The organism is Janthinobacterium sp. 1L-D-8-B-C4, assembly GCF_057291295.1.
Genome location: NZ_JBXAVX010000004.1, coordinates 326378 through 348521 on the forward strand (window position 1 = coordinate 326378; position 22144 = coordinate 348521).

Genomic DNA, 22144 nt, shown 5'->3' on the forward strand with positions numbered 1-22144 from the left:
TCAGGAGCAAACTGGCATGCACCAGCAGGGGGCGGCGGCGGGAAAGATGGCGTTGGCGATGCCGGAACGACATCGGGCAGAGGGGAAATATGGCATCCGGACAGCGCGGATAGCTGACTCGAAGCGGGATCAAGCAAAGGTTGACATGACGTGAAATAGTTGATTATTCAAAACAAACGCACTTTATTGGTGCATTTTCAAGCAATTTTGCACTATTTTGGTGCTAATGGTGAACCATGAGTCGTCTGGCTGAATTCAAACTGCAACAATTGCAATACCTGATCGCGATTGCCGAGCAGGGCAGCCTGCGCCTGGCAGGACTGGCGCTCGGGGTGTCGGCGGCCGCTGTCAGCAAGGGTTTGCAGGAACTGGAAAATACGGCCGGCATGCGGCTGTGCGAGCGCCAGTCGCAAGGGCTGGTGCTGACCGAGGGCGGGCGCGCGCTGCTGGTGCGGGCGCGGCTGATCGTCGCTGAAATGGATCAGGCGATGCGCGAGCTGAACCGCCTGCAAAGCCATACGGAAACCCGGCTGTCGGTGGGCGTCACGCCCTGGTTTGCCAATACCCTGCTGTCGCCCACCATGCGCCGCTTCGTCCAGAAGCGGCCCGATGTCAGCCTGCATTTCCACGAAACGGTGGGCACCACCTATGCGGCGTTACGGGAGGGCAGCATCGACCTGGCGATCGGCCTGGCACCGGCCGACGATGGTGCCGGCGAGCTGGCCAGCCGGCCGCTGTTTGCCTACGGCCAGGCGGTGGTGTGCCGCAGCGGCCATCCCTGCCAGAACGCCCGCTCACTGGCGGCGCTGGCCGGGCAATCGTGGATACTGAGCCACGACATCGATCAATACAAGGCGCCGCTGCGCGAGTTTTTCATCTCGCATTATCGCGCGCCGGAGCCGACCGCTACCGTCAGTGGGCAGGCCGGGCGCATCCATTACGCGCGCTCGGCCATGATGGCGCTGAGCCTGGTTGAAGGCAGCGACATCCTGTCTATCCTGCCGTGGCCGTTGATCGAAGCGCTTCGCGAACGGCACGCCATCGTGCCGTTGCCCTTGCGCGAGGCAATGCCGGACAATATCACCAGCTATCTGACACGCAGGAACACGCCCGTCAACGGCAGCATCGGCGACTTTATCGCGGCCCTGATGGAAACGGTGCAAGAGGCGTCAAGCGCGCAGAACGGCCCGCTGCACAGGCTGTTCCGTTCGCTGGAAGTGGTACGAAACTGAAGGTGTCAGGCTTCTTCGCGATAGTAATCACAGCCCTCGAACGTGGTGCGCAGCGCCTGCTGCAGCTGGGCGTAGCGCTCGGGCGTCAGGTTGAAACGCACGTCGATCTGGCCGTCGTCGTCCATCTGCATGGCGGCTTCGGCGTCCATCTGTACCGACAAACGGTTGGGGTGCAGGATCACCGCGTGCATGTGGCCGTACCAGGAAAATTCCTGGCCGCAGTATTCGATATACGGCTCGTCCATGCCGAGCGCCACGTCCTGTTCGTCATACTCGTCGGCGCGCTGGAACATCAAATAGACGGGGTCGCCTTGGGCGGCAGGTGCGCCCAAGGTGGTGATCAGGGCGTCATCCTCGTGGAGGACGGACATTTCGGTGGCGGTAAATCCTGCGGACATGGCGTGCTTTCTTGAGGTCGATGGCGTCACCATAGCGCAATTGGCAGCTGGCGAATAGTCACATCTATAATTGCCTTTCACCTACTCATTCAAGGAGCTCGCCTTGTCCACGCCTTATACCACCCGCCTTGCGATTCCCGATGTCGCCACCTATTGCCATCTGCGCAGTGTTTCCGGACTCAGCCCGAAGACTGCGGAAGCGGCGGCCAAAGGACTGCCGAACTCGCTGTTCGCTGTGCAGGTGCTGCAAGGCGATGACATCGTCGGCATGGGCCGCATCATCGGCGACGGCGGCTGCTTTTACCAGGTGGTCGATATCGCCGTGCTGCCGGCGCACCAGGGCCGTGGCTTGGGCAAGCTGATCATGCGCGAAATCATGCGCTACATCGACGAACAGGTGCCGCCCAGCGCGTATGTCAGCCTGATCGCCGACGGCCAGGCGCAGCAGCTGTACGCGCAGTTCGGTTTCACCCACACGGCGCCAAAGTCGGTGGGGATGGCGATGAAGCGCTAGCAATATCAGGCATGGCGGCCAAGGGGGCGGCTTGCTATAGTGTCGGCAACGCGGTGCCGCCAGCGGCCCATCCCACCCTAGAATTCAGAGAGATACCATGCTTTACCTGCTTGCCATCGCGACCGTGATCGCCCTGCTGTATTACGTCTTCAGCGGCCGCACACCGGCCAAACCGCTGGACAAGGCGCTGCTGTCGATACGCCAGTACGTGCCGGCGATCCCTCCCGGCGCGCCAGCGCATCATTGGACCGATGGCGGACGCTACGCGTCGGAAGTGGAAAACGACGCGATGTACCAGCCGGCAATCGCCAGGCTGGCCGGCGAACATGGCCCCGGCAATGCCGATGAAAAATGCCTGGCGCTGCTGGTGTGCGACGACGCCAACCCGTTCCAGGACAAGGCCATCGCCGTCTTTATCGATGGCCAGCTGGTGGGTTACCTGGCGCACGGCGATGCGCTGCGCCTGCACCGCAACCTGGGCCACCAGGACCTGGCCGGCCAGTTGACCTCATGCGACGCGGTGATCCGCGGCGGCGGGCTGTGGAATGGCAAGCGCCTGTCTTACGCCGTCTGGCTCGACCTGGCGCCGTTCAACTGACCTCGCTTCAAGCGTGCAGATGTTGCATTACGAAAAAGATATACTTGCCTGATTATTCATCATCAAGGCAAAGCACATGAATGCACAACTGGCCAACTGGGGCAGCAGCCTGCTGCCGTTCGGCAGCGAACTGCTGTGGACGGCCCTGCCGTGGATGCTGCTTTGCGGCGTGACTGGCTTTGCGGTGGCGGTCGTCATCTGCTACCAGCTGGCCAGGAAATGCCTGCTGGTACGCCGCCCGCGCGCCTGGCATGTGGCGGCCAAGTTCAGCTATGTGTTGATCCTGCTGGCGCTGCCCATCCTCGGCGGCGCGTTTGGCGCCGTGCACAGCGTGCATCGCCTGGTCAACCAGGCCCTGGTGCGCGATCTGCAGCCGGTGTTCGAAACCCATGCGCCGGCGCTGCGCATTTACCTCGAGCAGCGCGTAAAACTGATGGCGCCAGACCAGCCGGTCAGCATGCGCAGCCTGATCGAGCCGTTTGTGCAAAGCATGGCTTACCAGCCCACATCAAGCAGCTACTGGGAACGCAGCAAAGAACGCTGGATCAATGAATTCGTCTTGCGCCGCGGCAGCTTGCTGCTGACCGAGGTGCTGCAGGATCAGCTCATTACCAGGGCCGGCGTGCTGGGTGAAACCTTGACCGGCGCCGACCTGCGCAACTTGAGCAAACTCGACAAGTCCCTGCCGAGGGTCCTGATCGACGCCATCGGGCACCAGTCCAGCACCTACTTCAATTCGCTCAAGATCACCATAGGCCTGTTCGCGCTGGCGGTGTTGCTGCTGGTGTGGGGCGAGATCATGCTGTACCGCCACTACTACCTGCGCCGTTATCCGCTCGCCACGGCGATGCCCGTCACCATGCCGCCGATGTAAAAAAGCCGCCCCTCCTTGCGGATGGGGCGGCTCTCGATCAGCGCGAACGCTCAGCTCACAGGCGTTGAGCGACCGCGTCGACCACGCACAGCGCGGTCATGTTGACGATGCGGCGCACGGTGGCCGATGGCGTCAGGATATGCACTGGCTTGGCGCAGCCGAGCAGGATAGGACCGACCGCGATGCCGTTGCCGGCAGCCGTTTTCACCAGGTTGTAGGCGATATTGGCCGACTCGATGTTCGGCATCACCAGCAGGTTGGCGTCGTGTTTCAGGTCCGAATTCGGCATCAGCTTGTGACGCAGCTTGCTGTCCAGCGCCGTATCGCCGTGCATTTCGCCGTCGATTTCCAGCTCCGGCGCGCGTTCCTTGATGATCGCCAGCGCAGCGCGCATCTTCTGCGCCGAGGCGCTGTCGCTGGAACCGAAGTTAGAGTGCGACAGCAAAGCCGCGCGCGGCGACAAACCGAAACGCGTCATCTCCTCGGCGGCCATGATGGTGATCTCGGCCAATTGGTCCGCGTCCGGGTTTTCATTGACGTGGGTGTCGACCATCACCAGCTGGCGCTCGGGCATGATCAGCACGTTCATGGCGGCGTAGACATTGCTGCCGGCGCGCTTGCCCAGCACCTGGTCGATATATTTCAGGTGCAATTGGGTGGTGCCGAAGGTGCCGCAGATCATGCCGTCGGCATGGCCCTTGTGGATCATCATCGAGCCGATCAGGCTGTGGCGGCGGCGCATTTCCAGCTTCGCGTATTCCTCGGTGACGCCCTTGCGGCTGGTCATCTCGTAATACGTGGTCCAGTAATCGCGGTAGCGCTCGTCGAAATCGGGGTTGATGATGTCGAAATCGATGCCCTGCTTCAGGCGCAGACCGAACTTCTGGATGCGCGTTTCCAGCACGGCAGGACGACCCACCAGGATAGGACGCGCCAGTTTCTCGTCGACCACTACTTGCACCGCGCGCAGCACGCGCTCTTCTTCGCCTTCGGCGTAGACGATGCGTTTCAATTCGATCGCGGTTTTCTTCGCCACCTGGAACAGCGGCTTCATGAAGGTGCCGCTGCGATACACGAATTGCTGCAGGCTGTCGGCGTATGCTTGCAGGTCCTGGATAGGACGCGTGGCCACGCCGGAATCTTCGGCCGCCTTGGCCACCGCCGGTGCGATCTTGATCAACAGGCGCGGATCGAACGGCATCGGGATCAGGTATTCCGGGCCAAACGACAGGCTGGTGAAACCGTAGGTAGTGGCAACGATGTCGGACTGCTCGGCGTGCGCCAGTTCGGCGATCGCGTGCACCACCGCAATTTCCATTTCACGCGTGATGGTGGTTGCGCCGCAATCGAGGGCACCACGGAAAATGTACGGGAAGCACAGTACGTTGTTGACCTGGTTCGGGTAGTCCGAGCGGCCGGTGCAGATGATGGCGTCGCCACGCACGGCTTTGACGTCGTCCGGCAGGATTTCAGGATTCGGGTTCGCCAGCGCCAGGATCAGCGGGTTCTTGGCCATGGTTTTGACCATGTCCTGTTTCAGCACGCCGCCGGCCGACAGGCCAAGGAAGATGTCGGCGTCCGGGATCACTTCGGCCAGGGTGCGGGCCGCGGTGTCGCGCGCGAAGCGTTCCTTGTCCGGGTCCATCAGTTCGGTGCGGCCCTTGTAGACCACGCCGGCCAAGTCGGTGACGAAAATGTTTTCCAGCGGGAAGCCCAGGTCGACGATCAGGTCCAGGCAGGCCAGCGCGGCGGCGCCGGCGCCCGACACCACCAGTTTGCAGTTCTTGATATCCTTGCCGACATACTGGATGCCGTTCAGGATGGCCGCGCCGACGATGATGGCGGTGCCGTGCTGGTCGTCATGGAAGACGGGAATCTTCATGCGCTCGCGCAGCTGGCGTTCGATATAGAAGCACTCGGGCGCCTTGATGTCTTCCAGGTTCACGCCGCCGAAGGTCGGCTCCAGCGAAGCGATGATGTCGACCAGCTTGTCCGGGTCCAGTTCGTTGATTTCGATGTCGAACACATCGATGCCGGCGAACTTCTTGAACAGCACGCCCTTGCCTTCCATCACCGGCTTGGCGGCCAGCGGGCCGATATTGCCCAGGCCCAGCACCGCTGTGCCATTGGTGATGACGGCCACCAGGTTGCCACGCGCCGTGTATTTGTAGGCGTTGGCCGGATCGATGACGATTTCTTCGCAGGGCGCAGCCACGCCAGGCGAATAGGCCAGCGCCAGGTCGCGCTGGTTGGTCAGTGTTTTGGTAGGCGTCACGCTGATCTTGCCTGGACGCGGAAACTCGTGATATTCGAGTGCGGCGAGGCGCAATTGTTGACGCAATTCTTCTTTTTTATCAGATGACGAATCCATGCTGTGCTGCCTTCCTGTTTGGTCGATCGGGGTGTTCGCGATTTTATCAGACCGATACTTTCAATTAGCTAGGTATTTTCCGCAAGCATAGTCTGATATCACGAAAGCGCATAACCCGCCATTGTAAAGGCGAGGACCGGCACAAACCAATACAGCACGAAAAACTATCGATTTTCAAATATCAATGTTTTTTTGTGATGGGAAAATCTCATTCAAAATAATCATCAATCAGGAAGCCATACTCGCCATCCATCAGCAGCTGCAGGTAGTCGTCAAACGTGTCGGCAATCACCTGGTAGCTGTCCGGGTCGTGCAGGAAACGCACTATCTGGCCAGTCTTGCCGCCCGGCGCGGGTGAAAAATCCACGTACAGTCTGGAGCTGCCGCCGTTGTTCATGCAGTGCGAAAAGCACAGGCGGAGGCCCTGTGCAAGCGTGGCGTCGATGCGCGTGTCGACGATGCCAGGATCTTCCTCCAGATAGTGGCCATAGATATCGGCAATGCTGCGCTGGTTCTGCTGCCGGTCTGCGAGTATCTGCTCGACCGAGCTCAGGTAATACGGATACTCGAACACATCAGATCCCAGCATATACACCGACACCGTTTTGCCAGCATATTGCTGGTGATAAGTACCGTTGTATTGGCCCAGCAGTTGCAGCAGGCTGGCCGGACAGTGCGGATAGGCCAGCCGCAGCTGCGCCAGTTGCTCGCTGCCCGCGCCGCTGGCCAGCGCCAGCTCGGCCATGCACTGCTGCGGCAGCGCTTGTTTCAAGCCAGCCAGGTAGCGCTCAAGTACGGTCGACGGCGCGACGGGATCATTGTTCTGGGTCGACAAAGGCATACTCCTGGTTGATCTGCAATTGCAGGTAGTCGTCAAAACTGGCGGCAATCACGCGGTATTCATCGGGGTCGTGCAGAGTGCGGATCACCTGTCCGCTCACGCCGCCCGCCGCCGGCACGAAATCGAGATACAGCATCGAGGTACCGCCGTTGTTCATGCAGTGCGCAAAGCACAACCGTCTGGTGCCGCTGGCATGCACGTCGATGCGGCTGTCGAGCACGACGCCATTATCGCCCGGAGGGTCGCCATACATCTCGACGATGCTGTCGGGATACATCTGCCGGTCTTCCAGTATCTGCTCGACCGAACGCAAAAAATACGGATAGCTGCCCATGGCCGGGTCAGCGCCCAGCATCAGCACGGCCGTGCTGCCGTGGTCGTCATCGTCCCAGTGGGTGCCGTTGATCTGGCCCAGCAGGGAAAGCAGGCTGGCAGGGCATTCCGGAAACGCCTGCAGCAACGTTTGCAGCTGCGGTGCGCTGGCGCCGCTGGTCGCGTCCAGCCGTGCCAATGGCGTCGCTGACAAGGCGCGGCGCAATCCTGCCAGATAATGGTCGACGATATCCATGCGTGCGTGGCTTCCAAGATGACAAGACTGCAAAATATATCAGCTCACGGGGCGCGGCCCGCGCACGCCAGCACCCGGGGCAAAGCGCAGCGCGATCAGCAGCAGCAACACCACCCCAGCAGCCATCACCAGCCACGCCTGGGCCAGGCTGGACGAATGCTGGCGGATCAGGCCGGCAATAAATGGCATGCTGCTGGCGATAATGTAGCCACCGCCCTGCACGAAACCCAGCAGCGCGCCGGCGCCGGCCGGCTCCGTCACATGGTCCATGCTGACGATCAGGGACAGCGGAAACAGCGCGCCGATGCCGCAACCGAGCAGTATCACGGCCGGGATCGCCAGCAGCGTGGGCGCCATGATCAGGCAGGCCAGGCCCAGCAGGACGGACAGCAGCACCGCCAGCAGCAGGGGACGGCGGTCGGGAAAACGGTTGATGATGCCAGATACCACCAGGCCGGCCAGCACTTCCACCAGGGTCAGCGCGCCCAGCAGCAGGCCGCTGTGCGCCGCGCTCCAGCCCAGTTCGGTATAAAACGGCGGCAGCCAGGCCAGTACCAGGGTGTAGGCGCCGGTACCGATGCCAAAGAACACCATCAGCAGCCAGGCGCGCGCGCTGCCCACCGGCAAGCTGGCGCCTGCGCCGCTCGCTGCCTCACGCTGGCTGCCCGCCGCCCGCCGCCATAACAGCAGCGCGGCGGCGGCCGGCAGCGCCCACAGCGCCAGCAGCATTTGCCAGCCCAGGATTTGCCCCAGCGGCGAGGCCGAGGCGGCGGCCAGCGCCGCGCCGCCCATGATGCCGGTGGTATAAAAACCCATCAGCTGGCCGGCGCGCTGGGGGAAGTGGCGCTTGATAAAGGCCGGCAGCAGGGCTTGCACCAGGGCGATGCCCAGGCCACCGAGCGCGGCGGTGGCGAGCAGGCCGGCGCTGCCGTGCAAGGGCCAACGCAGGGCACAAGCCAGCGCAATGATGGCGATGCCCAAGCCCACACCGCGCACCACGCCCAGGCGGCGCTGCAATTGCGCGCCCGCCAGCGCGCACAAGCCCATCGCAAACACCGGCACCGTAGTGAGCAGGCCAGCGTCGGCACTGCTGATGCCGGTGCTGTCCTGGATGACACCGAGCAAGGGCCCGATGGCGGCCAGGATGGGGCGCAGATTGAGTCCCAGCAAGATGATGGCGACGACGAGAAGTGCCGTGGAAGAGGGCTGCGGCGGGTTGGTTCGGGATGACATGGATAGTCCTTGCCTCGGTGGGAGGCGCATGGTTTAATAATTGATCAAAACTAACTCGATGAAAAGTATCTTAACATGAAGATTAAAAACAATCTCGACGTCAAGATAAAGGCGGTGGCATGACCGACACTCCGCAGGAACACCAGCGGGCCCAGTTTGCGGCGGAACAATGGCAGCGCGAATTGCCGCAGCTCGATACCCGCGCCATGCAGGTGGTGGGGCAGCTGGGCACGGTGGCGCAGCTGATGGCGCGCGACTGGCTCAATCCCCTGTTTGCCGAACATGGTCTGCAGCCCGGCGAATTCGATGTGCTGGCGACCTTGCGCCGTTCAGGCGCACCGTATGCATTGACGCCAACCGCGCTTTACGAGGCGGCCATGCTGTCGTCGGGCGGCATGACGAATCGCATCGACCGGCTGGAAACGGCCGGCCTGATCGAGCGGCAGAAACACCCGACCGACCGGCGTGGCGTGCTGGTGGCGCTCACCAGCGAGGGCAAGGAACTGATCGACAAGCTGGTGCTGCTGCACGTCGCCAACGAGCAGCGCATGCTGGCGGCATTGACCGCGCGCGAGCAGGGCCAGCTGGGCCAGCTGCTGGCCAAGCTGCTACAGGGAATGACGCAGGCAAAAGCCTAGACCAGCAAGCGGATCAGCTCTTGCAATGGCGCATGATTGCGGCGCACCAGGTGCCGCAGTTGCTCCGGTGCATGGGTGGCGTACAAGGCATCGACATGCGCCTGGCTGGCCGCGCGCAGGTCGAGTTCGCTGCCGGCCTGTGGCGGTACGTGGCCTTCGACAAGGGTCAGGAAATAATGGCGTGGCGCGCCGCGCAGATTGGCGGCGAACTGCAACACCAGGCCGTTGTCGAACAGCAGGGCGCCACAGCGCGCGTCGCGCCGCAGCAGTACCCTGAACGCAGGCATGGCTGGCTTGCCCACGGCGCGCAGCAAGCCCGCCAGCCTTAGCTGATAGCCCAGTTCCAGGCCATTCGCGCACAAGCGGCCCTGCTCGAGAAACACTTTGAATGCAAGCAGCACCGACCTGCCCGCGCGCCGGAAACGGCGCTGGTCTTCGTACAGGCAGATCTGCGCCGGATTGCCGCAGGCATCAAAACCGCGCGCTTCGAGTTCCTCGCGCGCGAAGCTGTGCAAGCCCATCACGGCGGGGTCGCGCAACACGCCATCACGCAGATACAACTGCAACACGGCATGGATATCGAGAGTGCTCATGGCGGCTCAACAAAAATGGAAACGATGGGCATTGTAGGCCAGCCTATAATCGAGTCCCGGCACACTAATGCAATCGACCATGGCCCAGCCAGACAACCTTTCCGAATTCGACCTGATCAAACAGTATTTCGTGCGCCAGCGGCCCGGGCGCGCCACGCTTGGCATCGGCGACGACTGCGCCCTGGTGACGCCCTCGGCCGGCAAGCAGATAGCGATCTCGTCGGACATGCTGGTGGAAGACCGGCATTTCTTTGCCGGCGCCGATCCGCGCAAGCTGGGCCATAAAAGCCTGGCCGTGAACCTGTCGGACCTGGCCGCCATGGGCGCGCGCCCGGTCGCGTTCACCCTGGCGCTGGCCTTGCCGCAAGCGGACCGCGCCTGGCTGGCCGGCTTTGCCGAAGGCCTGTTTGCGCTGGCCGATGCGCACGATTGCGAATTGATCGGCGGCGACACCACCAAGGGGCCCTTGAATATCTGCATCACCGTGTTTGGCGAACTGGCTCCCGGGCAGGCGCTGCGCCGCAGCCGCGCCGCGCCTGGCGACGATATCTGGATCAGCGGCAGCGTCGGCGACGCGCGCCTGGCGCTGGCCGGCTACCGCATGGAGCATGCCTTGTCGGCCGACCAGCTGGCGAGGGCAGCGGTGCGCATGCACACACCGACGCCGCGCGTGGCGCTGGGCCGCGCCCTGGCCGAAAGTAACCTGGCGCACGCCGCCATCGATATCTCGGACGGACTGGTGGGCGACCTGGGCCATATTCTGAAAGCCTCGCAGGTGGGCGCCACCCTGAACGTGGATGCCCTGCCCGCCGGCCCCATCCTGGCACTGCAGGAAACCGGCCTGCGCCGCCGCTACACGGCCGCCGGCGGCGACGACTACGAGCTTTGCTTCACGGCGCCGGCCTCGTCACGCGCCGCGATTGCCGCACTGGCACATCAATGTGAAACCGCCGTCACGCGCGCGGGGCACGTCGAGGCCGAGCCCGGCTTGCGCCTGGTAGACGCCAACGGCGCGGCGCTGGATCTGAGGCTCAGCTCGTTTGATCATTTCAGCGATTGACTTGAACGCCCGTCCTGGCGAACGGCAGTACGCCCCACCCCCGGCTGGTTGACCATCCAGTAATGCTGAAACGCCAGCCGGATATTGTCGCGCAGCTGGGCGTCATTCCACGGCTTGGTATAAAAACGGTAGATGGCGCCGCGGTTGATCGAGTCGAGCACGGCTTCGAGGCCGGTGTAGCCGGACAGGATGATGCGGATGGTTTCCGGGTACAGTTCCTTGACCTTGCTGAGAAATTCGGTGCCACTGAGGCCGGGCATGCGCTGGTCGCAGACGATCACGTGCACGCGGTGCAGGGCCAGCATTTCAAAGCCTTCGGCCGGCGTGCTGGCCGTCAGGATATGGTAGCCGTCGGGGCGGAACAAGCGGTGCAGCGACGACAGCACATTGACGTCTTCGTCGACGATCAACAGGGTTTGCGCCGGTTGCGCGGCCGGGTCGTGGCCGGGCGGCAGGCCGGCACCGGCAACGATGATCTGGCCCAGTTCCAGCGCAGGCAGGGCGCGGCTGAAGTAAAAGCCCTGGATTTCATCGCAGCGGTTGCGCCGCAGGTATTCAAGCTGCGGGCGCGATTCGACGCCCTCGGCCACCACGCTCAATTTGAGGCTGTGCGCCATGCTGATGATGGCCAGCGCGATGGCCGCGTCGTTGGGGCTGCTGGTAATGTTGCGCACGAACGCGATATCGATTTTCAGCTTGTCGATCGGAAAACGCTGCAGATACGCCAGGCTGGAGTAGCCGGTGCCGAAGTCGTCGATGGCCACCTTGACGCCAATTTTCTTGAGCTTGCCCAGCACGACGATGGTGCGCTCGGCGTTCGACATCAGCGCCGTTTCCGTCAGCTCCAGTTCCAGCAGTTCGGCCGGCACCAGGTAGCGCGCCAGCGCCTGCGTCACTTCGGCTTCCAGATCGCCTTCGGCAAACTGGCGGCTCGATACATTGACGGCCACCCGCACCGGCCCCACGCCCTCGTCGCGCCACTGCGCGATCTGGCGGCAGGCGGCCTGGATCACCCACGCGCCGACCCTTCCGATCAGGCCGGTGTCTTCCAGCACCGGCACGAATTCGGCCGGCGCCACCAGGCCATAGCCGGGACGGCGCCAGCGCAGCAGGGCTTCCACGCCGCTGATGCGGCCGGTGCGCAGGTCCACCTTGGGCTGGTAGTGCAGGATAAACTGCTCGTGTTCGAGCGCATGGCGCAGCGCCAGTTCCAGGCCCAGCCGCGCCAGTACCTGCACGTTCATGCCGGCCGTGAAGAAACGGTAGCCGTCGCGCCCGGCCTGCTTGGCGCCGCCCATCGCCGTATTGGCGTACCTGACCAGGGTTTCGGGGTCGGTGGCGTCGTCGGGATACATGGCGATGCCGATGCTGGCCGTCAGGGTTGCCGCATGGCCGCGCAGGTCGAACGGCGCACGCAGCGTTTCGCGCACCTGGTTGGCCACCGCCACCGCTTCCTGCTGGTTGCGGCTCATGGTCAGGATCAGCGCGAACTCATCGTTGCCCAGCCGTCCTACCGTATCGCGCAGGCGCACGCAGGCCACCAGGCGGTTGCTGAACTGGCGCAGCAATTCGTCGCCCAGGGCCGCGCCCAGGGTGTCGTTGATGCTTTTAAAACGGTCCAGCGCGATGAACAGCACCACGATGCGCCAGGATTTTTCCTGCGCCAGTTCGACCGCCTGCGCCAGCGTCTGGTAGAACAGGCTGCGGTTCGGCAAGCCCGTCAGGCTGTCGTAATGGGCCAGCTGTTTCAGGCGTTCCTGCACCTGGCGCCGCTCGCTGATATCGCGCGCCACGGCAATCAGCAGCGGCCCGTCGCCAGCGTCGACATCATCGGTGGCCTGCGCATGCCAGTGCCATTTCAACTCGACAGGCACCAGGCTCAGGTCGCGCCGCAGCAGTTCGCATTCGCTGGCCTCCAGCGCCAGATGGCCCGGCGCATCAGGCATGCCGGCCGGCGGCAAGGGCGGCGCCGGCAGCAGCACGCCGGGCGCCAGCGCCAGCAGCTCCTCGCGCGCAAAGCCCAGCAGGCGGCAGGCGCCAAGGTTGACATCGACCAGCGCCATGCTCGACATGTCGACCAGGAAGATGGCATCGCTGGCAGCGTCCATCGCGCCGCGCAAGCGCCGCAATTCAGCCATACGCTGGCGTCTGGAAAAACCGTTGTCTTGCCCTTGATTCAAAAGCGCCATGACAAGCAATCATAAAAAGTTTATCCAGCGGGCAGCAGTACATTGCTGTACGGCATTAGCGACCACAGCAACAATTGCGGGACCCAATTGCTGGCAAATATACAAATAAGTGTACGCAGTTTCACTATCAAAAGGGGAACTTCATATATCACGTGCGCTGTTCGCCGCCAGGCCCGCCGTGCTACAGTGGATACCCCCGGCCTTCCGTTCAATTCCATGCACAACGATCTTTCTGAACTGTCCCGCGACGTCGGCCAGGCCCTGCATGCCAAGGGGCAATTGCTGGCCACGGCCGAATCGTGCACCGGCGGCGGCGTGGCCCAGGCCATCACCGATATCGCCGGCTCCAGCGCCTGGTTCGAGCGCGGCTTCGTCACCTATACCAATCTGTCCAAGAGCGAGATGCTGGGGGTGCCAAAGGAACTGCTCGACAGCCATGGCGCCGTCAGCGAGGAAGTGGCCGCCGCCATGGCGCAAGGCGCGCTGGCGCACAGCGGTGCGCAAGTGGCCGTTGCCACCACCGGCATTGCCGGCCCCGGCGGCGCCGTACCCGGCAAGCCGGTCGGCACCGTGTGTTTCGGCTGGGCCAGCGCCGGCGCCGTGCAGACGGCGCGCCAGGTATTTGCCGGCGACCGCCAGGCCGTGCGCGCGCAGGCGGTGGCATATGCCTTGCAAGGTTTGCTGAAGTTTACGGCGTAGTCCTGGCGATCATCGAGCGGTCGCGGCCGGCCTGCTTGGCCGCATACAGGGCGCTGTCGGCGCGCAGCAGCAGCTCGTGGCGGCCGGCGCCGTGCAGCGGGTATTCGGCGATGCCGGCCGAAAAAGTGCAGCCGGACACGCTATGCGGCGCCTGTTTGATCAGCAACTGGCGATAGCGCGCGGCGATACCGTCGATCTTGTGCGCCGCCACCAGGCTGTCGGCCTGGCGCAGCAGCAAACAGAATTCCTCGCCGCCATAACGGCAGACCATGTCGCTGCCGCGCAGCTGGCCTTCGACCAGGCGCGCAAACTGGATCAGCACTTCGTCGCCGAAGTTGTGTCCATAGGTATCGTTGATGCGCTTGAAAAAATCAAGGTCGATGATGATGATGGCCACCGGCTCATCGGCATTGGCTTCGTGCAGGATGGCGTTCAGGCAGGTTTCGAAATGGCGGCGGTTGTACAGGCCCGTCAGGTGGTCGCGCATGGCCTGCTCCTTCAGGCTGTCCTGCAAGGAGTTGACATGCATGATCTGGTGCGCCAGTTCGCGGTTCAGGTGCTCGAGCTTGAGGTTTTCCGATTCGCGCGCGGCCTGCAGCTCGAGCGCCTTGTCGCGCTCGGCCTTGAGATCGCGCATTTCTTTTTCCAGGTTACGCATCAGCACGCGCGAAGCGCGCGCCGACTTGCTGCTCGCCTCGAAGGCAGCATGATACTGCTGCAAAAAGCCATACGCGTCCTGCCAGTTGCCCAGCTGCGCATTGATGTCGGACAGGCCGCGCAATATTTGCTGCTGGTGAAACGGGTTGCGCGTCCAGCTGAGCAGGCTGTGCGCCTGCGTCAACGACACCAGCGCGGTGGCCGGGTTGCCCGCGTGCAGGTCGAGCTTGCCGCGCACCAGCCACACATGCATCTGTTCTTCCAGGTCCTGCGCCTGGTTCGCATATTGCTCGGCGCGCTGCAGCAGTTCCAGCGCGGTTGCCGCTTGCTGCAGTGAAATGGCGGCATGGGCGGCGATGCAGAACAAAAAGGCGCGGATCGCCAGGTCGTCTTCGGGCCACTCATAAAATGGTTCTACCAGCGCCAGCGCCTCGGCCGGCTTGCCGGTGGCCAGCAGGCACATGGCCAGGTTGGCCGAGACAATCGTGTGCTGGTAACGCAGCTTTTGCGTGCCGATAATGTCGAGCGCCTCGTACAGCAGCGGTATCGCATCTTCGTCATTGCCCAGGTCATGCTGCGACGAGGCCAGGTTCGACAGGCTGTTGACACGGTGCGCGGGCGTGCCGAAGCGCTCGGCGATATCGAGCGCCAGCAGGAAGTTGCGCGGCCCCTCCTGCGTGTCGCCACGGTTCAGGGCATCGACGCCCAGGCGCGCATACAGCATGAATTTATGCAGCGAATCGGGAATCTGCGCAGCCAGCTTGCGCGCCAGGAAGAATAACTGTTCCGCTTCGGCAAATTCGCCGCGCCGGCTGGCGTAGGCGCCCTGCAGCGCGGCCACTTCCATGCCGCCTTCCAGGTCATAGCACTGATGAAAATATTGCTGCAGCGTGGCGCTGGACGACTCCGCTTCACCGCCATAATAAGCCAGCCAGCACTGATTGAGTTCGGCATACGCCCGACCACGCGCATACTGCTGGCGCTCGGCAGCGGCCAGCGCCAGTTGCACCAGGCGCCTGGCCTGGCGGCGGTTGCCCACCACGCAGGACAGGCCCTGCAAATTGAGACGATCAATATCGGCTTTATCGAGGTTAGATAGTGGCACGGCAACCTTTTCACACTCTGAGGTGGATTCTTCACACAAAAATTGCTTTGTATCAATGGTATTCTTTACCCTTCATCATAACCAGATTTGCCTTTGCAGATGGTATGTTTGCAAACGTTTGTGGTAAAAACACCAGTGCGCATTGATGGCCAGCCGCTGCCTCTACGGTTGCTTGCGCAACGAAAAAGCACTATTCTCAACAATCGCCAGCCGCCACCCCGTCCATGACCCTGTCTTCCCCGCTCCCCGCCTGCCTGTCCCTGCTGCTGTTGTCGGGCTGCGCCGGCGCGCCGTCCGCGCCCACCGCCGCCCCTGCCTACCTGGGCGGCCCGGCCTACACCGTCTACGCGGCCGGCGATATCGCCGATTGCCGCCAGCGCGGCTGGCAGTACACGGGCGCTGCGCTGACGGCCGAGCTGATCGCCGGCGAACTGGCCGGCAAGCCCGATGCTGGCGTGCTGAGCTTGGGCGACCATACGTATCCGGTGGGCCTGGCGGCCGAGTTTCGCGATTGCTATGCTCCCACCTGGGGCCGCTTCAAGGAGCGCACCTACCCCACACCCGGCAACCATGAATACTATGGTTCGAAGGCAGCCAGCGGCTATTTCGATTATTTTGGCCGGCCCGACTACTACAGCTTTACCCTGGGCAGCTGGCATGTCATTTCCCTTAACAGCCATTTGCCGGCCGCGCGGCTGGACGAACAACTGGCCTGGCTGAAGGACGACCTGGCGCGCCACCCGACGCGCTGCACCCTGGCCTACTGGCATGCGCCTTTGTTCAGTTCGGGAGGCCACCGGGCGCCGAAGACCATGCAGCCGGCCTGGCAGGCGCTGCACGAAGCGGGCGCCGAACTGGTGCTGTCGGGCCACGACCACGACTATGAGCGCTTCGCGCCGCAGGACGCCAATGGCAATGTCGACCAGGAACGCGGCCTGCGCCAGTTCGTGATCGGCACCGGCGGCGCGTTCCTGACGCCATTCTTTTATTTCATGCCGCACAGCGAGAAGCGCGACAACAGCAGCCATGGCGTGCTCAAGCTGCAGCTGCACGAGGCCGGCTACAGCTGGCAATACCTGGCCGTGCCCGACGACGGCACGGTCGCGCGGCCGGCTCCCGACAGCGGCGCAGCACCCTGCCATTGACCCTGATTCACCTTTTTCACCAGTTACAGACGCAATCACTTGGAGTAGTCGCAATGCAAAACACGGTACATTTCATCCTGCAGGGCAAAGGCGGCATCGGCAAGACGCTGGTATCGACCCTGCTGGCGCAATGGATGGGCGGCAAGGACGACACGGCGCTGCGCTGCTACGACACCGACCAGGAAAACGCCACCTTCTCTCGCTACAAGGCGATGAACGTCAAGCACGTGCCGGTGATGACGGAGGGACGCATGATCGACCCGAAGCGTTTTGACGCACTGATGATCGACATCCTCGAAGAAGACGGCAACTGCGTGGTCGACAACGGCGCCAATACCTTTTCGCCGCTGATGGGCTATCTGCTGGAAAACGACTGTTTTGCGCTGCTGGAAGAATCGGGCCGCAAAGTGTATATCCACACCATCGTCGGCGGCGGCGACACCCTGCACGACACGGCCACCGGCTTTGTTGCCACGGCGCAGGCAACCCGTGTACCGCTGGTGCTGTGGCAGAACGAACACTTCGGCCTGCTGCAATCGGCCTCGGGCAAGCAGTTCATGGAATCGCAGTCGTACGCCGACCACCGCGCGCGCGTCAAGGGCAGCATCACCTTGTCGCAGCGTAACCCGGACACCTTTGGCGCCGACGTGAAAAAAATGAACACGGCGCGCCTGACGATGCAGGAAGTGCTGCAGAACGACAAGTTCAACATTATGGAAAAACAGCGCATCAAGGTGGTCTACCGCGATATTTTCGAACAACTCGACAAGGTGCAATGGTAGTGGACCAACACAAACTGCGCAGCCATGTATTCGACAAGACCGGCATCAAGGTCGATACCGATGACCCGATCTTTGCGCTCGTTGCACTGAACGAAGCGGTGCTGGCCGAGACCATCGAGCGCCAGCTGGCCATGCTCAATGCCGCCACCGAAGCGCTGGCGGCGCAGGCCTGCGCGGCCGGTGGCTTGCCGCCGCTGGCAACGCCATTGACACCGGCAACACCTGCCGCCGCCCAGTGGTTTACAGCGCGCGAATGGCGTTTGCTGGGCGCCGCCGCCATCGTCTCGCTGGCCTCTTCCCTGCTGGTGCTGGGCGGCGCAGCGCTGCTGTGGCACTGATCCTGCATTTTCTATCACCCCTCACTGGAAGCACGCATGAAACCGATCAAACTGCTGGCCATACCGGCCCTGATGCTGTCGCTGTACGGCGCCCCGCTGACGCTGGCCCACGCTGCCGAAGCAGCCGTAGCGGCACCCGCCGGCGCCACCGCCGTGCCGAATATCGCCTACGAAAAATATACGCTGCCCAACGGCCTGGAAGTGATTCTGGTCGAAGACCACAAGCTGCCCGTCACCGCCGTCAATATCTGGTACCACGTGGGGCCGGCCAATGAAGCGCCGGGCCTGACCGGTTTTGCCCATTTGTTCGAACACATGATGTTCGCCGCCACCAAGCACGTGCCGCGCGGCCTGGCCGACCAGTTGCTCGAAGGCGCGGGCGCCACCGATTCGAACGGCAGCACCGATTTCGACCGCACCAATTATTTCGATACGGTACCGTCGAACCAGCTGGAGCTGGCGCTGTGGACCCACTCCGACCGCATGGGCTACCTGCTCGACGTGCTCGACCAGACGGCGCTGACCAACCAGCAGGACGTAGTGCGCAACGAGCGCCGCCAGAGCGTGGAAAACGCGCCCTACGGCATCGTGCAAGAAGCGCTGTTCCATCAGCTGTTTCCGAAGAACCACCCGTATTACGCCAGCGTGATCGGCTCGCACGCCGACATCCAGAACGCGAAACTCGATGACATCAAGGAATTCTTCACCAAATACTATGGTCCGAACAATGCCAGCCTGGTGATCGCCGGCGATATCGACAAGGCCAAAACGAAAGAACTGGTCACCAAATACTTCGGCAGCTTCAAGAGCGGCCCGGCGGTGGAAAAACCGAAGGTGGTGACGCCAGCGATTACCAGCGAACGCCGGGTGGTGGTGCAGGACCGGGTGGAGTTGCCTCGCGTCTATTTCGGCTGGCTCACGCCATCGGCTTACACGAAAGACGATGCGGAACTCAAAATTGCCGCGCAAATCCTGGCCGGCGGCAAATCGAGTCGCCTGTACAAGTCGCTGGTCTATGACAAGCAGATCGCCCAGGACGTGGGCGCCGACCAGGGTTCGGCCGCGTTGACCTCGATGTTTACCATCGATGCGACGGCCCGCCCCGGCCACAAGCCCGAGGAAATCGAACAGGCGCTGGACGCCGAACTGGAAAAGCTGCGCGTCGAAGGCCCGACCGAGAAGGAAATCGAGCGCGCCCGCAACGGCATCGAAACCATCATGCTGAGCCAGGTGGAAAAAATGGGTGGCCATGGCGTGGCCAACTTGCTCAACGAATACAACCAGTACACGGGCGACCCTGGATACCTGGCCAAAGATATCGAACGCTACCGCCAGGTGACGGTGGCCGGCGTCAAACGCGCGGTCGACACCTACCTGAAAACCCAGGCCCGCGTGGTGGTCTACGGCGTGCCCGGCAAACCCGACCTGGGCCCGGAAGTGGCCACTCCAGCACCGGGCAAGGTCAAGGCACAGCCCGGCACGGCCATCAATGCCGACGAGCCATGGCGCAACAAGGTACCAGGCGCCGGCCCGGCACCGGCGATCAAGCTGCCGCAAGGCAAATCATTCACGCTGGCCAATGGCCTGACGGTGATCCACAACTACAATCCGGCCGTGCCGCTGGTGGCCAGCCAGTTGGTGGTGAAAAGCGGCTCGGGCGCCAATCCGTTGAGCCAGCCCGGCCTGTCGAGCTTTACGGCGCAATTGCTGCAGGAAGGCACGGACACGCGCAGCGCGCCGCAGATTGCCGATGAAGTGGCGCAACTGGGCGCTTTCCTGGGCACCGGTTCCGGCGCCGACAGTTCGTTCGCGCAGATGACGTCCCTGAAGAGCACCTTCGCGCAAGCGCTGGACCTCCTGGCCGACGTGGTGCAGCACCCGCAGTTCCCGCAAGAGGAAGTGGAACGCCAGCGCGCCAGCCGCATCGGCAACCTGGCGCAGCAGCGCGAGAACGCCGGCGCCGTTGCCGCCCGCGTGGAAGCGGCGGCCCTGTACGGTCCGCAACATCCTTACGGCTATATCCAGCTGGGCACCGAGGCCGCCCTGAAGGCGACCACCCGCGCCGACCTGCAGCGTTTCTGGCAGCAGCATTACGTGCCGAACAATGCGGCGCTGATCGTCTCCGGCGATATTACCGAAAGCGAACTGAAGGCGCTGGCCGAAGCGAAGTTCGGCGCTTGGAAAGCCGGTGACGTCGCACCATCGGTGGCGGCCCTGCCTGCCACCAGCAAGGCAAGATTGATTCTGGTCGACAAGCCTGGCGCGCCGCAAACCGCGCTGCGCCTGTCGAATATCGCGGTCGACCGCAAGACGCCCGACTACGCGCCGCTGCAAGTGATGAACGCGGCCCTGGGCGGCTTGTTTACCAGCCGTCTGAACACCAATTTGCGCGAAGAAAAGGGCTACACCTACGGCGTGCGCTCGCAGTTCCAGTACCGCAGCCTGCCCGGCCCGTTCTCGATCGCCGCCAGCGTGCGTACCGACGTGACGGGCGCGGCCGTGTCGGAAACGGTGAAGGAATTGCGTGCCATGATCGCCAAACCCCTGAGCGCCAAGGAGTTGTCGAACGCACGCAATTCGCAGGTGCTGTCGCTGCCGGGCCAGTTCGACACCAACGCCAGCGTCAGCGCCAGCATGGCCAACACCTATGTCTACAACCTGGGGCTGGACTACTACACCCTGCTGCCGCAGCGCTTTGCCAGCGTGACGGACAAGCAGGTGCAGCAGGTGGCAAAAAAATACCTGCAGCCTGAAAAGCTGATCGTGATCGGCGTCGGCGACCAAACAAAAATAGCGCCGCAACTGTCGAAGTTGAAACTGGCGCCGGTGGAAGTGCGCGACGCGGAAGGGAATCTGAAGTAAAACCTAGCGGCGCTTGAACAGCGCCGCCTTGTCCACGATCGCCGCCACGGCCACCCCGGCCGTGTAGGCGATCAGGTCAGCCCAGCCGAAGAACGATCCCAGCACCAGGTGGCCCAGCGTGTGGCCACGGATCTCGACGATCCACGGCGCCTGGTAGAGCTGGCTGAACTCGACCGCAAAGCAGACCAGCAAGGCCCACAGCGCCAGCTGCCAGGTGCGCATGCGGGTAGCAAAGAAGCCCAATCCAAACACGATCATCATGGCCCACAGGGCGTCGCCCGGATACTTGCCGAGCGCGTCGGGCAGCCACTGGGGAAAGGCGCGCGAGGCCAGGCCCAGCGCAATGACCACCACGGTGGCAGCGAGCTGCAACAGGCGGCGGCGTTCAGGTTTTACCAGGAACATATTTCCATTCAAGACAGGTGACGGGCCGCACCAATGCGGCCTGTGCCGTATTGTACTGCGCAGCAACACCGAGCTGGCGGCTATCTGGGCGACAAGCTGACATTCCCGGCCAGGAAATCAAGCACGGCGCGTACGCGCAGCGGTACATGGCCGCCTTGCCCCACATACACGGCGTGCACTTCTTCGCTGTCGCCCGGATTGCATTCTTCCAGCACCGCCTGCAAGCGGCCGGCTGCCAGGTCATCGCGCACCTGGAAGGCCGCCAGGCGCGCCAGGCCCACGCCGGCCAGCGCCAGCTGGCGCAAGGCTTCGCCATCGCTGGCCTGCACATTGCCCAGCACCGGCACGATAAGGTCGCCGCCGTCGTGGCGCAGCGGCCAGCCGGTGCTGGCGCGCGCATAGTTCGCATCAAGCAGGTTATGACCGGCCAGTTCGCCTGGCGTGGCAGGCAGGCCGCAGCGCGCCAGGTAGGCCGGCGAGGCAACGATCACCATGCGAGTCTGGCCCAGCTTGCGCGCCATCAGGGTCGAACTTTTCAGCGGGCCGGCGCGCACGGCCACGTCGGTGCGCTGCTCGAGGATATCGACCACGGCATCGGTCAGCACGATGTCGAGCGTGATATCGGGATAGCGCGCCAGAAAGGCGGGCGCCAGCGGCAGCAGGAAATGGTGGCCAAACGGTACATTGGCATTGATGCGCACGCGCCCGCGCGGCGTGTCCTGCAGCCCGGCGCAGCGCTCGGCTTCGTCCAGCGCCGCCAGCACGCGCAGGCCCCGCTCATATAAGCCGCCGCCTTCTGCCGTCAGCTGCAACTGGCGCGTGGAGCGGTTCAGCAGGCGCGCGCCGAGGCGCTGCTCCAGCCGCGACACCAGCTTGCTGACGGCCGACGGCGTCATGCCGCACGCGCGCGCGGCCGCCGAAAAACCGCCCAGTTCGATCACGCGCACGAATACTTCCAGCTCGCCCGAACGGTTGACGTCGAGTCTTCCCATGTGAATTCAGCTCATAAATGTTCTTCGTTCACATAGTCTAGTACATGAAT

Annotated in this window: 21 protein-coding genes; 11 read left to right on the forward strand and 10 right to left on the reverse strand. The window is 63.2% G+C overall.

From position 1 onward, the window contains the following. Nucleotides 1-236: 236 nt before the first annotated feature. Nucleotides 237-1232, forward strand: coding sequence for a LysR family transcriptional regulator (locus tag AC0Z42_RS10215; RefSeq protein ID WP_485468103.1), 996 nt, complete (start codon nt 237-239; stop codon nt 1230-1232). Nucleotides 1233-1237: 5 nt separating this feature from the next. Here the strand turns inward: AC0Z42_RS10215 and AC0Z42_RS10220 are convergent, their stop codons facing one another. Then, entirely contained in the window at nt 1238-1630 is a 393-nt protein-coding gene (locus AC0Z42_RS10220) for an Imm10 family immunity protein (RefSeq protein WP_485468104.1), read from the reverse strand. A gap of 103 nt (nt 1631-1733) precedes the next feature. On the opposite strand from AC0Z42_RS10220, the gene AC0Z42_RS10225 reads away from it, so the two are divergent. From AC0Z42_RS10225 to AC0Z42_RS10235, 3 genes are all read left to right on the forward strand, one after another. Next, nucleotides 1734-2144, forward strand: coding sequence for a GNAT family N-acetyltransferase (locus tag AC0Z42_RS10225; protein ID WP_485468105.1), 411 nt, complete (start codon nt 1734-1736; stop codon nt 2142-2144). Nucleotides 2145-2241: 97 nt separating this feature from the next. Beyond that, entirely contained in the window at nt 2242-2742 is a 501-nt protein-coding gene (locus AC0Z42_RS10230) for a hypothetical protein (RefSeq protein ID WP_485468106.1), read from the forward strand. Nucleotides 2743-2818: 76 nt separating this feature from the next. Beyond that, the gene (locus AC0Z42_RS10235; protein WP_485468107.1) at nt 2819-3616 is read left to right on the forward strand and encodes a hypothetical protein; all 798 of its coding nucleotides are present in this window, start codon (nt 2819-2821) and stop codon (nt 3614-3616) included. A gap of 55 nt (nt 3617-3671) precedes the next feature. Here AC0Z42_RS10235 and AC0Z42_RS10240 read toward each other — a convergent pair whose 3' ends face one another. The 4 genes from AC0Z42_RS10240 to AC0Z42_RS10255 form a co-directional block, all read right to left on the reverse strand. Continuing rightward, entirely contained in the window at nt 3672-5987 is a 2316-nt protein-coding gene (locus AC0Z42_RS10240; protein ID WP_485468108.1) for an NADP-dependent malic enzyme, read from the reverse strand. 208 nt (nt 5988-6195) lie between these two features. Further along, the gene (locus AC0Z42_RS10245; protein ID WP_485468109.1) at nt 6196-6822 is read right to left on the reverse strand and encodes an SMI1/KNR4 family protein; all 627 of its coding nucleotides are present in this window, start codon (nt 6820-6822) and stop codon (nt 6196-6198) included. Then, a complete protein-coding gene (locus tag AC0Z42_RS10250) occupies nt 6803-7396 on the reverse strand; it encodes an SMI1/KNR4 family protein (RefSeq protein WP_485468110.1) in 594 nt (197 codons plus the stop codon). Before AC0Z42_RS10250 ends, AC0Z42_RS10245 begins: the two co-directional genes overlap by 20 nt. A gap of 39 nt (nt 7397-7435) precedes the next feature. After that, nucleotides 7436-8629, reverse strand: coding sequence for an MFS transporter (locus AC0Z42_RS10255; protein ID WP_485468111.1), 1194 nt, complete (start codon nt 8627-8629; stop codon nt 7436-7438). 119 nt (nt 8630-8748) lie between these two features. Here AC0Z42_RS10255 and AC0Z42_RS10260 point away from each other — a divergent pair, with 119 nt between their 5' ends. Continuing rightward, nucleotides 8749-9267: a MarR family winged helix-turn-helix transcriptional regulator gene (locus AC0Z42_RS10260; RefSeq protein ID WP_485468112.1), complete on the forward strand. Its 519-nt coding sequence runs from the start codon at nt 8749-8751 to the stop codon at nt 9265-9267. On the opposite strand, the gene AC0Z42_RS10265 is transcribed toward AC0Z42_RS10260, so the two are convergent. Next, nucleotides 9264-9860: a hypothetical protein gene (locus tag AC0Z42_RS10265; protein ID WP_485468113.1), complete on the reverse strand. Its 597-nt coding sequence runs from the start codon at nt 9858-9860 to the stop codon at nt 9264-9266. The genes AC0Z42_RS10260 and AC0Z42_RS10265 overlap by 4 nt on opposite strands. Before the next feature lie 79 nt (nt 9861-9939). Here AC0Z42_RS10265 and thiL point away from each other — a divergent pair, with 79 nt between their 5' ends. After that, entirely contained in the window at nt 9940-10920 is a 981-nt protein-coding gene (gene thiL / locus AC0Z42_RS10270) for a thiamine-phosphate kinase (protein ID WP_485468114.1), read from the forward strand. Here thiL and AC0Z42_RS10275 read toward each other — a convergent pair. Beyond that, a complete protein-coding gene (locus AC0Z42_RS10275) occupies nt 10905-13058 on the reverse strand; it encodes an EAL domain-containing protein (RefSeq protein WP_485468115.1) in 2154 nt (717 codons plus the stop codon). The two genes, thiL and AC0Z42_RS10275, sit on opposite strands and share 16 nt — an antisense overlap. Nucleotides 13059-13325: 267 nt before the next feature. Here AC0Z42_RS10275 and AC0Z42_RS10280 point away from each other — a divergent pair, with 267 nt between their 5' ends. Next, nucleotides 13326-13808: a CinA family protein gene (locus AC0Z42_RS10280; RefSeq protein ID WP_485468116.1), complete on the forward strand. Its 483-nt coding sequence runs from the start codon at nt 13326-13328 to the stop codon at nt 13806-13808. On the opposite strand, the gene AC0Z42_RS10285 is transcribed toward AC0Z42_RS10280, so the two are convergent. Next, nucleotides 13798-15570, reverse strand: coding sequence for a GGDEF domain-containing protein (locus AC0Z42_RS10285; RefSeq protein WP_485468117.1), 1773 nt, complete (start codon nt 15568-15570; stop codon nt 13798-13800). The genes AC0Z42_RS10280 and AC0Z42_RS10285 overlap by 11 nt on opposite strands. Before the next feature lie 224 nt (nt 15571-15794). Here AC0Z42_RS10285 and AC0Z42_RS10290 point away from each other — a divergent pair, with 224 nt between their 5' ends. The 4 genes from AC0Z42_RS10290 to AC0Z42_RS10305 are packed head-to-tail and all read left to right on the forward strand — an operon-like array spanning nt 15795 to nt 20697. Next, nucleotides 15795-16715: a metallophosphoesterase family protein gene (locus AC0Z42_RS10290; protein WP_485468118.1), complete on the forward strand. Its 921-nt coding sequence runs from the start codon at nt 15795-15797 to the stop codon at nt 16713-16715. A 53-nt stretch (nt 16716-16768) separates the two neighbouring features. Beyond that, nucleotides 16769-17497: a P-loop NTPase family protein gene (locus AC0Z42_RS10295; protein ID WP_485468119.1), complete on the forward strand. Its 729-nt coding sequence runs from the start codon at nt 16769-16771 to the stop codon at nt 17495-17497. After that, nucleotides 17497-17835, forward strand: coding sequence for a hypothetical protein (locus AC0Z42_RS10300; protein ID WP_485468120.1), 339 nt, complete (start codon nt 17497-17499; stop codon nt 17833-17835). Before AC0Z42_RS10295 ends, AC0Z42_RS10300 begins: the two co-directional genes overlap by 1 nt. A gap of 36 nt (nt 17836-17871) precedes the next feature. Then, nucleotides 17872-20697, forward strand: a complete 2826-nt coding sequence (locus AC0Z42_RS10305; protein ID WP_485468121.1) for a M16 family metallopeptidase — start codon at nt 17872-17874, stop codon at nt 20695-20697. A gap of 3 nt (nt 20698-20700) precedes the next feature. Here AC0Z42_RS10305 and AC0Z42_RS10310 read toward each other — a convergent pair whose 3' ends face one another. Together AC0Z42_RS10310 and AC0Z42_RS10315 are read right to left on the reverse strand one after the other, a co-directional pair. After that, nucleotides 20701-21102, reverse strand: coding sequence for a ribosomal maturation YjgA family protein (locus tag AC0Z42_RS10310; protein ID WP_485468122.1), 402 nt, complete (start codon nt 21100-21102; stop codon nt 20701-20703). A gap of 80 nt (nt 21103-21182) precedes the next feature. Further along, nucleotides 21183-22094, reverse strand: a complete 912-nt coding sequence (locus AC0Z42_RS10315; RefSeq protein ID WP_485468123.1) for a LysR family transcriptional regulator — start codon at nt 22092-22094, stop codon at nt 21183-21185. Nucleotides 22095-22144 lie beyond the last annotated feature (50 nt).

Excerpts from the sequence above, each read along its gene's own strand:
- AC0Z42_RS10230 (WP_485468106.1), top strand. The coding sequence starts at position 2,242 with ATGCTTTACCTGCTTGCCATCGCGACCGTGATCGCCCTGCTGTATTAC.
- AC0Z42_RS10235 (WP_485468107.1), top strand. The coding sequence starts at position 2,819 with ATGAATGCACAACTGGCCAACTGGGGCAGCAGCCTGCTGCCGTTCGGC.
- thiL (WP_485468114.1), top strand. The coding sequence starts at position 9,940 with ATGGCCCAGCCAGACAACCTTTCCGAATTCGACCTGATCAAACAGTAT.
- AC0Z42_RS10220 (WP_485468104.1), bottom strand. The coding sequence starts at position 1,630 with ATGTCCGCAGGATTTACCGCCACCGAAATGTCCGTCCTCCACGAGGAT.
- AC0Z42_RS10290 (WP_485468118.1), top strand. The coding sequence starts at position 15,795 with ATGACCCTGTCTTCCCCGCTCCCCGCCTGCCTGTCCCTGCTGCTGTTG.
- AC0Z42_RS10240 (WP_485468108.1), bottom strand. The coding sequence starts at position 5,987 with ATGGATTCGTCATCTGATAAAAAAGAAGAATTGCGTCAACAATTGCGC.
- AC0Z42_RS10260 (WP_485468112.1), top strand. The coding sequence starts at position 8,749 with ATGACCGACACTCCGCAGGAACACCAGCGGGCCCAGTTTGCGGCGGAA.
- AC0Z42_RS10275 (WP_485468115.1), bottom strand. The coding sequence starts at position 13,058 with ATGGCTGAATTGCGGCGCTTGCGCGGCGCGATGGACGCTGCCAGCGAT.
- AC0Z42_RS10215 (WP_485468103.1), top strand. The coding sequence starts at position 237 with ATGAGTCGTCTGGCTGAATTCAAACTGCAACAATTGCAATACCTGATC.
- AC0Z42_RS10305 (WP_485468121.1), top strand. The coding sequence starts at position 17,872 with ATGAAACCGATCAAACTGCTGGCCATACCGGCCCTGATGCTGTCGCTG.
- AC0Z42_RS10280 (WP_485468116.1), top strand. The coding sequence starts at position 13,326 with ATGCACAACGATCTTTCTGAACTGTCCCGCGACGTCGGCCAGGCCCTG.
- AC0Z42_RS10315 (WP_485468123.1), bottom strand. The coding sequence starts at position 22,094 with ATGGGAAGACTCGACGTCAACCGTTCGGGCGAGCTGGAAGTATTCGTG.
- AC0Z42_RS10295 (WP_485468119.1), top strand. The coding sequence starts at position 16,769 with ATGCAAAACACGGTACATTTCATCCTGCAGGGCAAAGGCGGCATCGGC.
- AC0Z42_RS10265 (WP_485468113.1), bottom strand. The coding sequence starts at position 9,860 with ATGAGCACTCTCGATATCCATGCCGTGTTGCAGTTGTATCTGCGTGAT.
- AC0Z42_RS10310 (WP_485468122.1), bottom strand. The coding sequence starts at position 21,102 with ATGTTCCTGGTAAAACCTGAACGCCGCCGCCTGTTGCAGCTCGCTGCC.
- AC0Z42_RS10250 (WP_485468110.1), bottom strand. The coding sequence starts at position 7,396 with ATGGATATCGTCGACCATTATCTGGCAGGATTGCGCCGCGCCTTGTCA.
- AC0Z42_RS10255 (WP_485468111.1), bottom strand. The coding sequence starts at position 8,629 with ATGTCATCCCGAACCAACCCGCCGCAGCCCTCTTCCACGGCACTTCTC.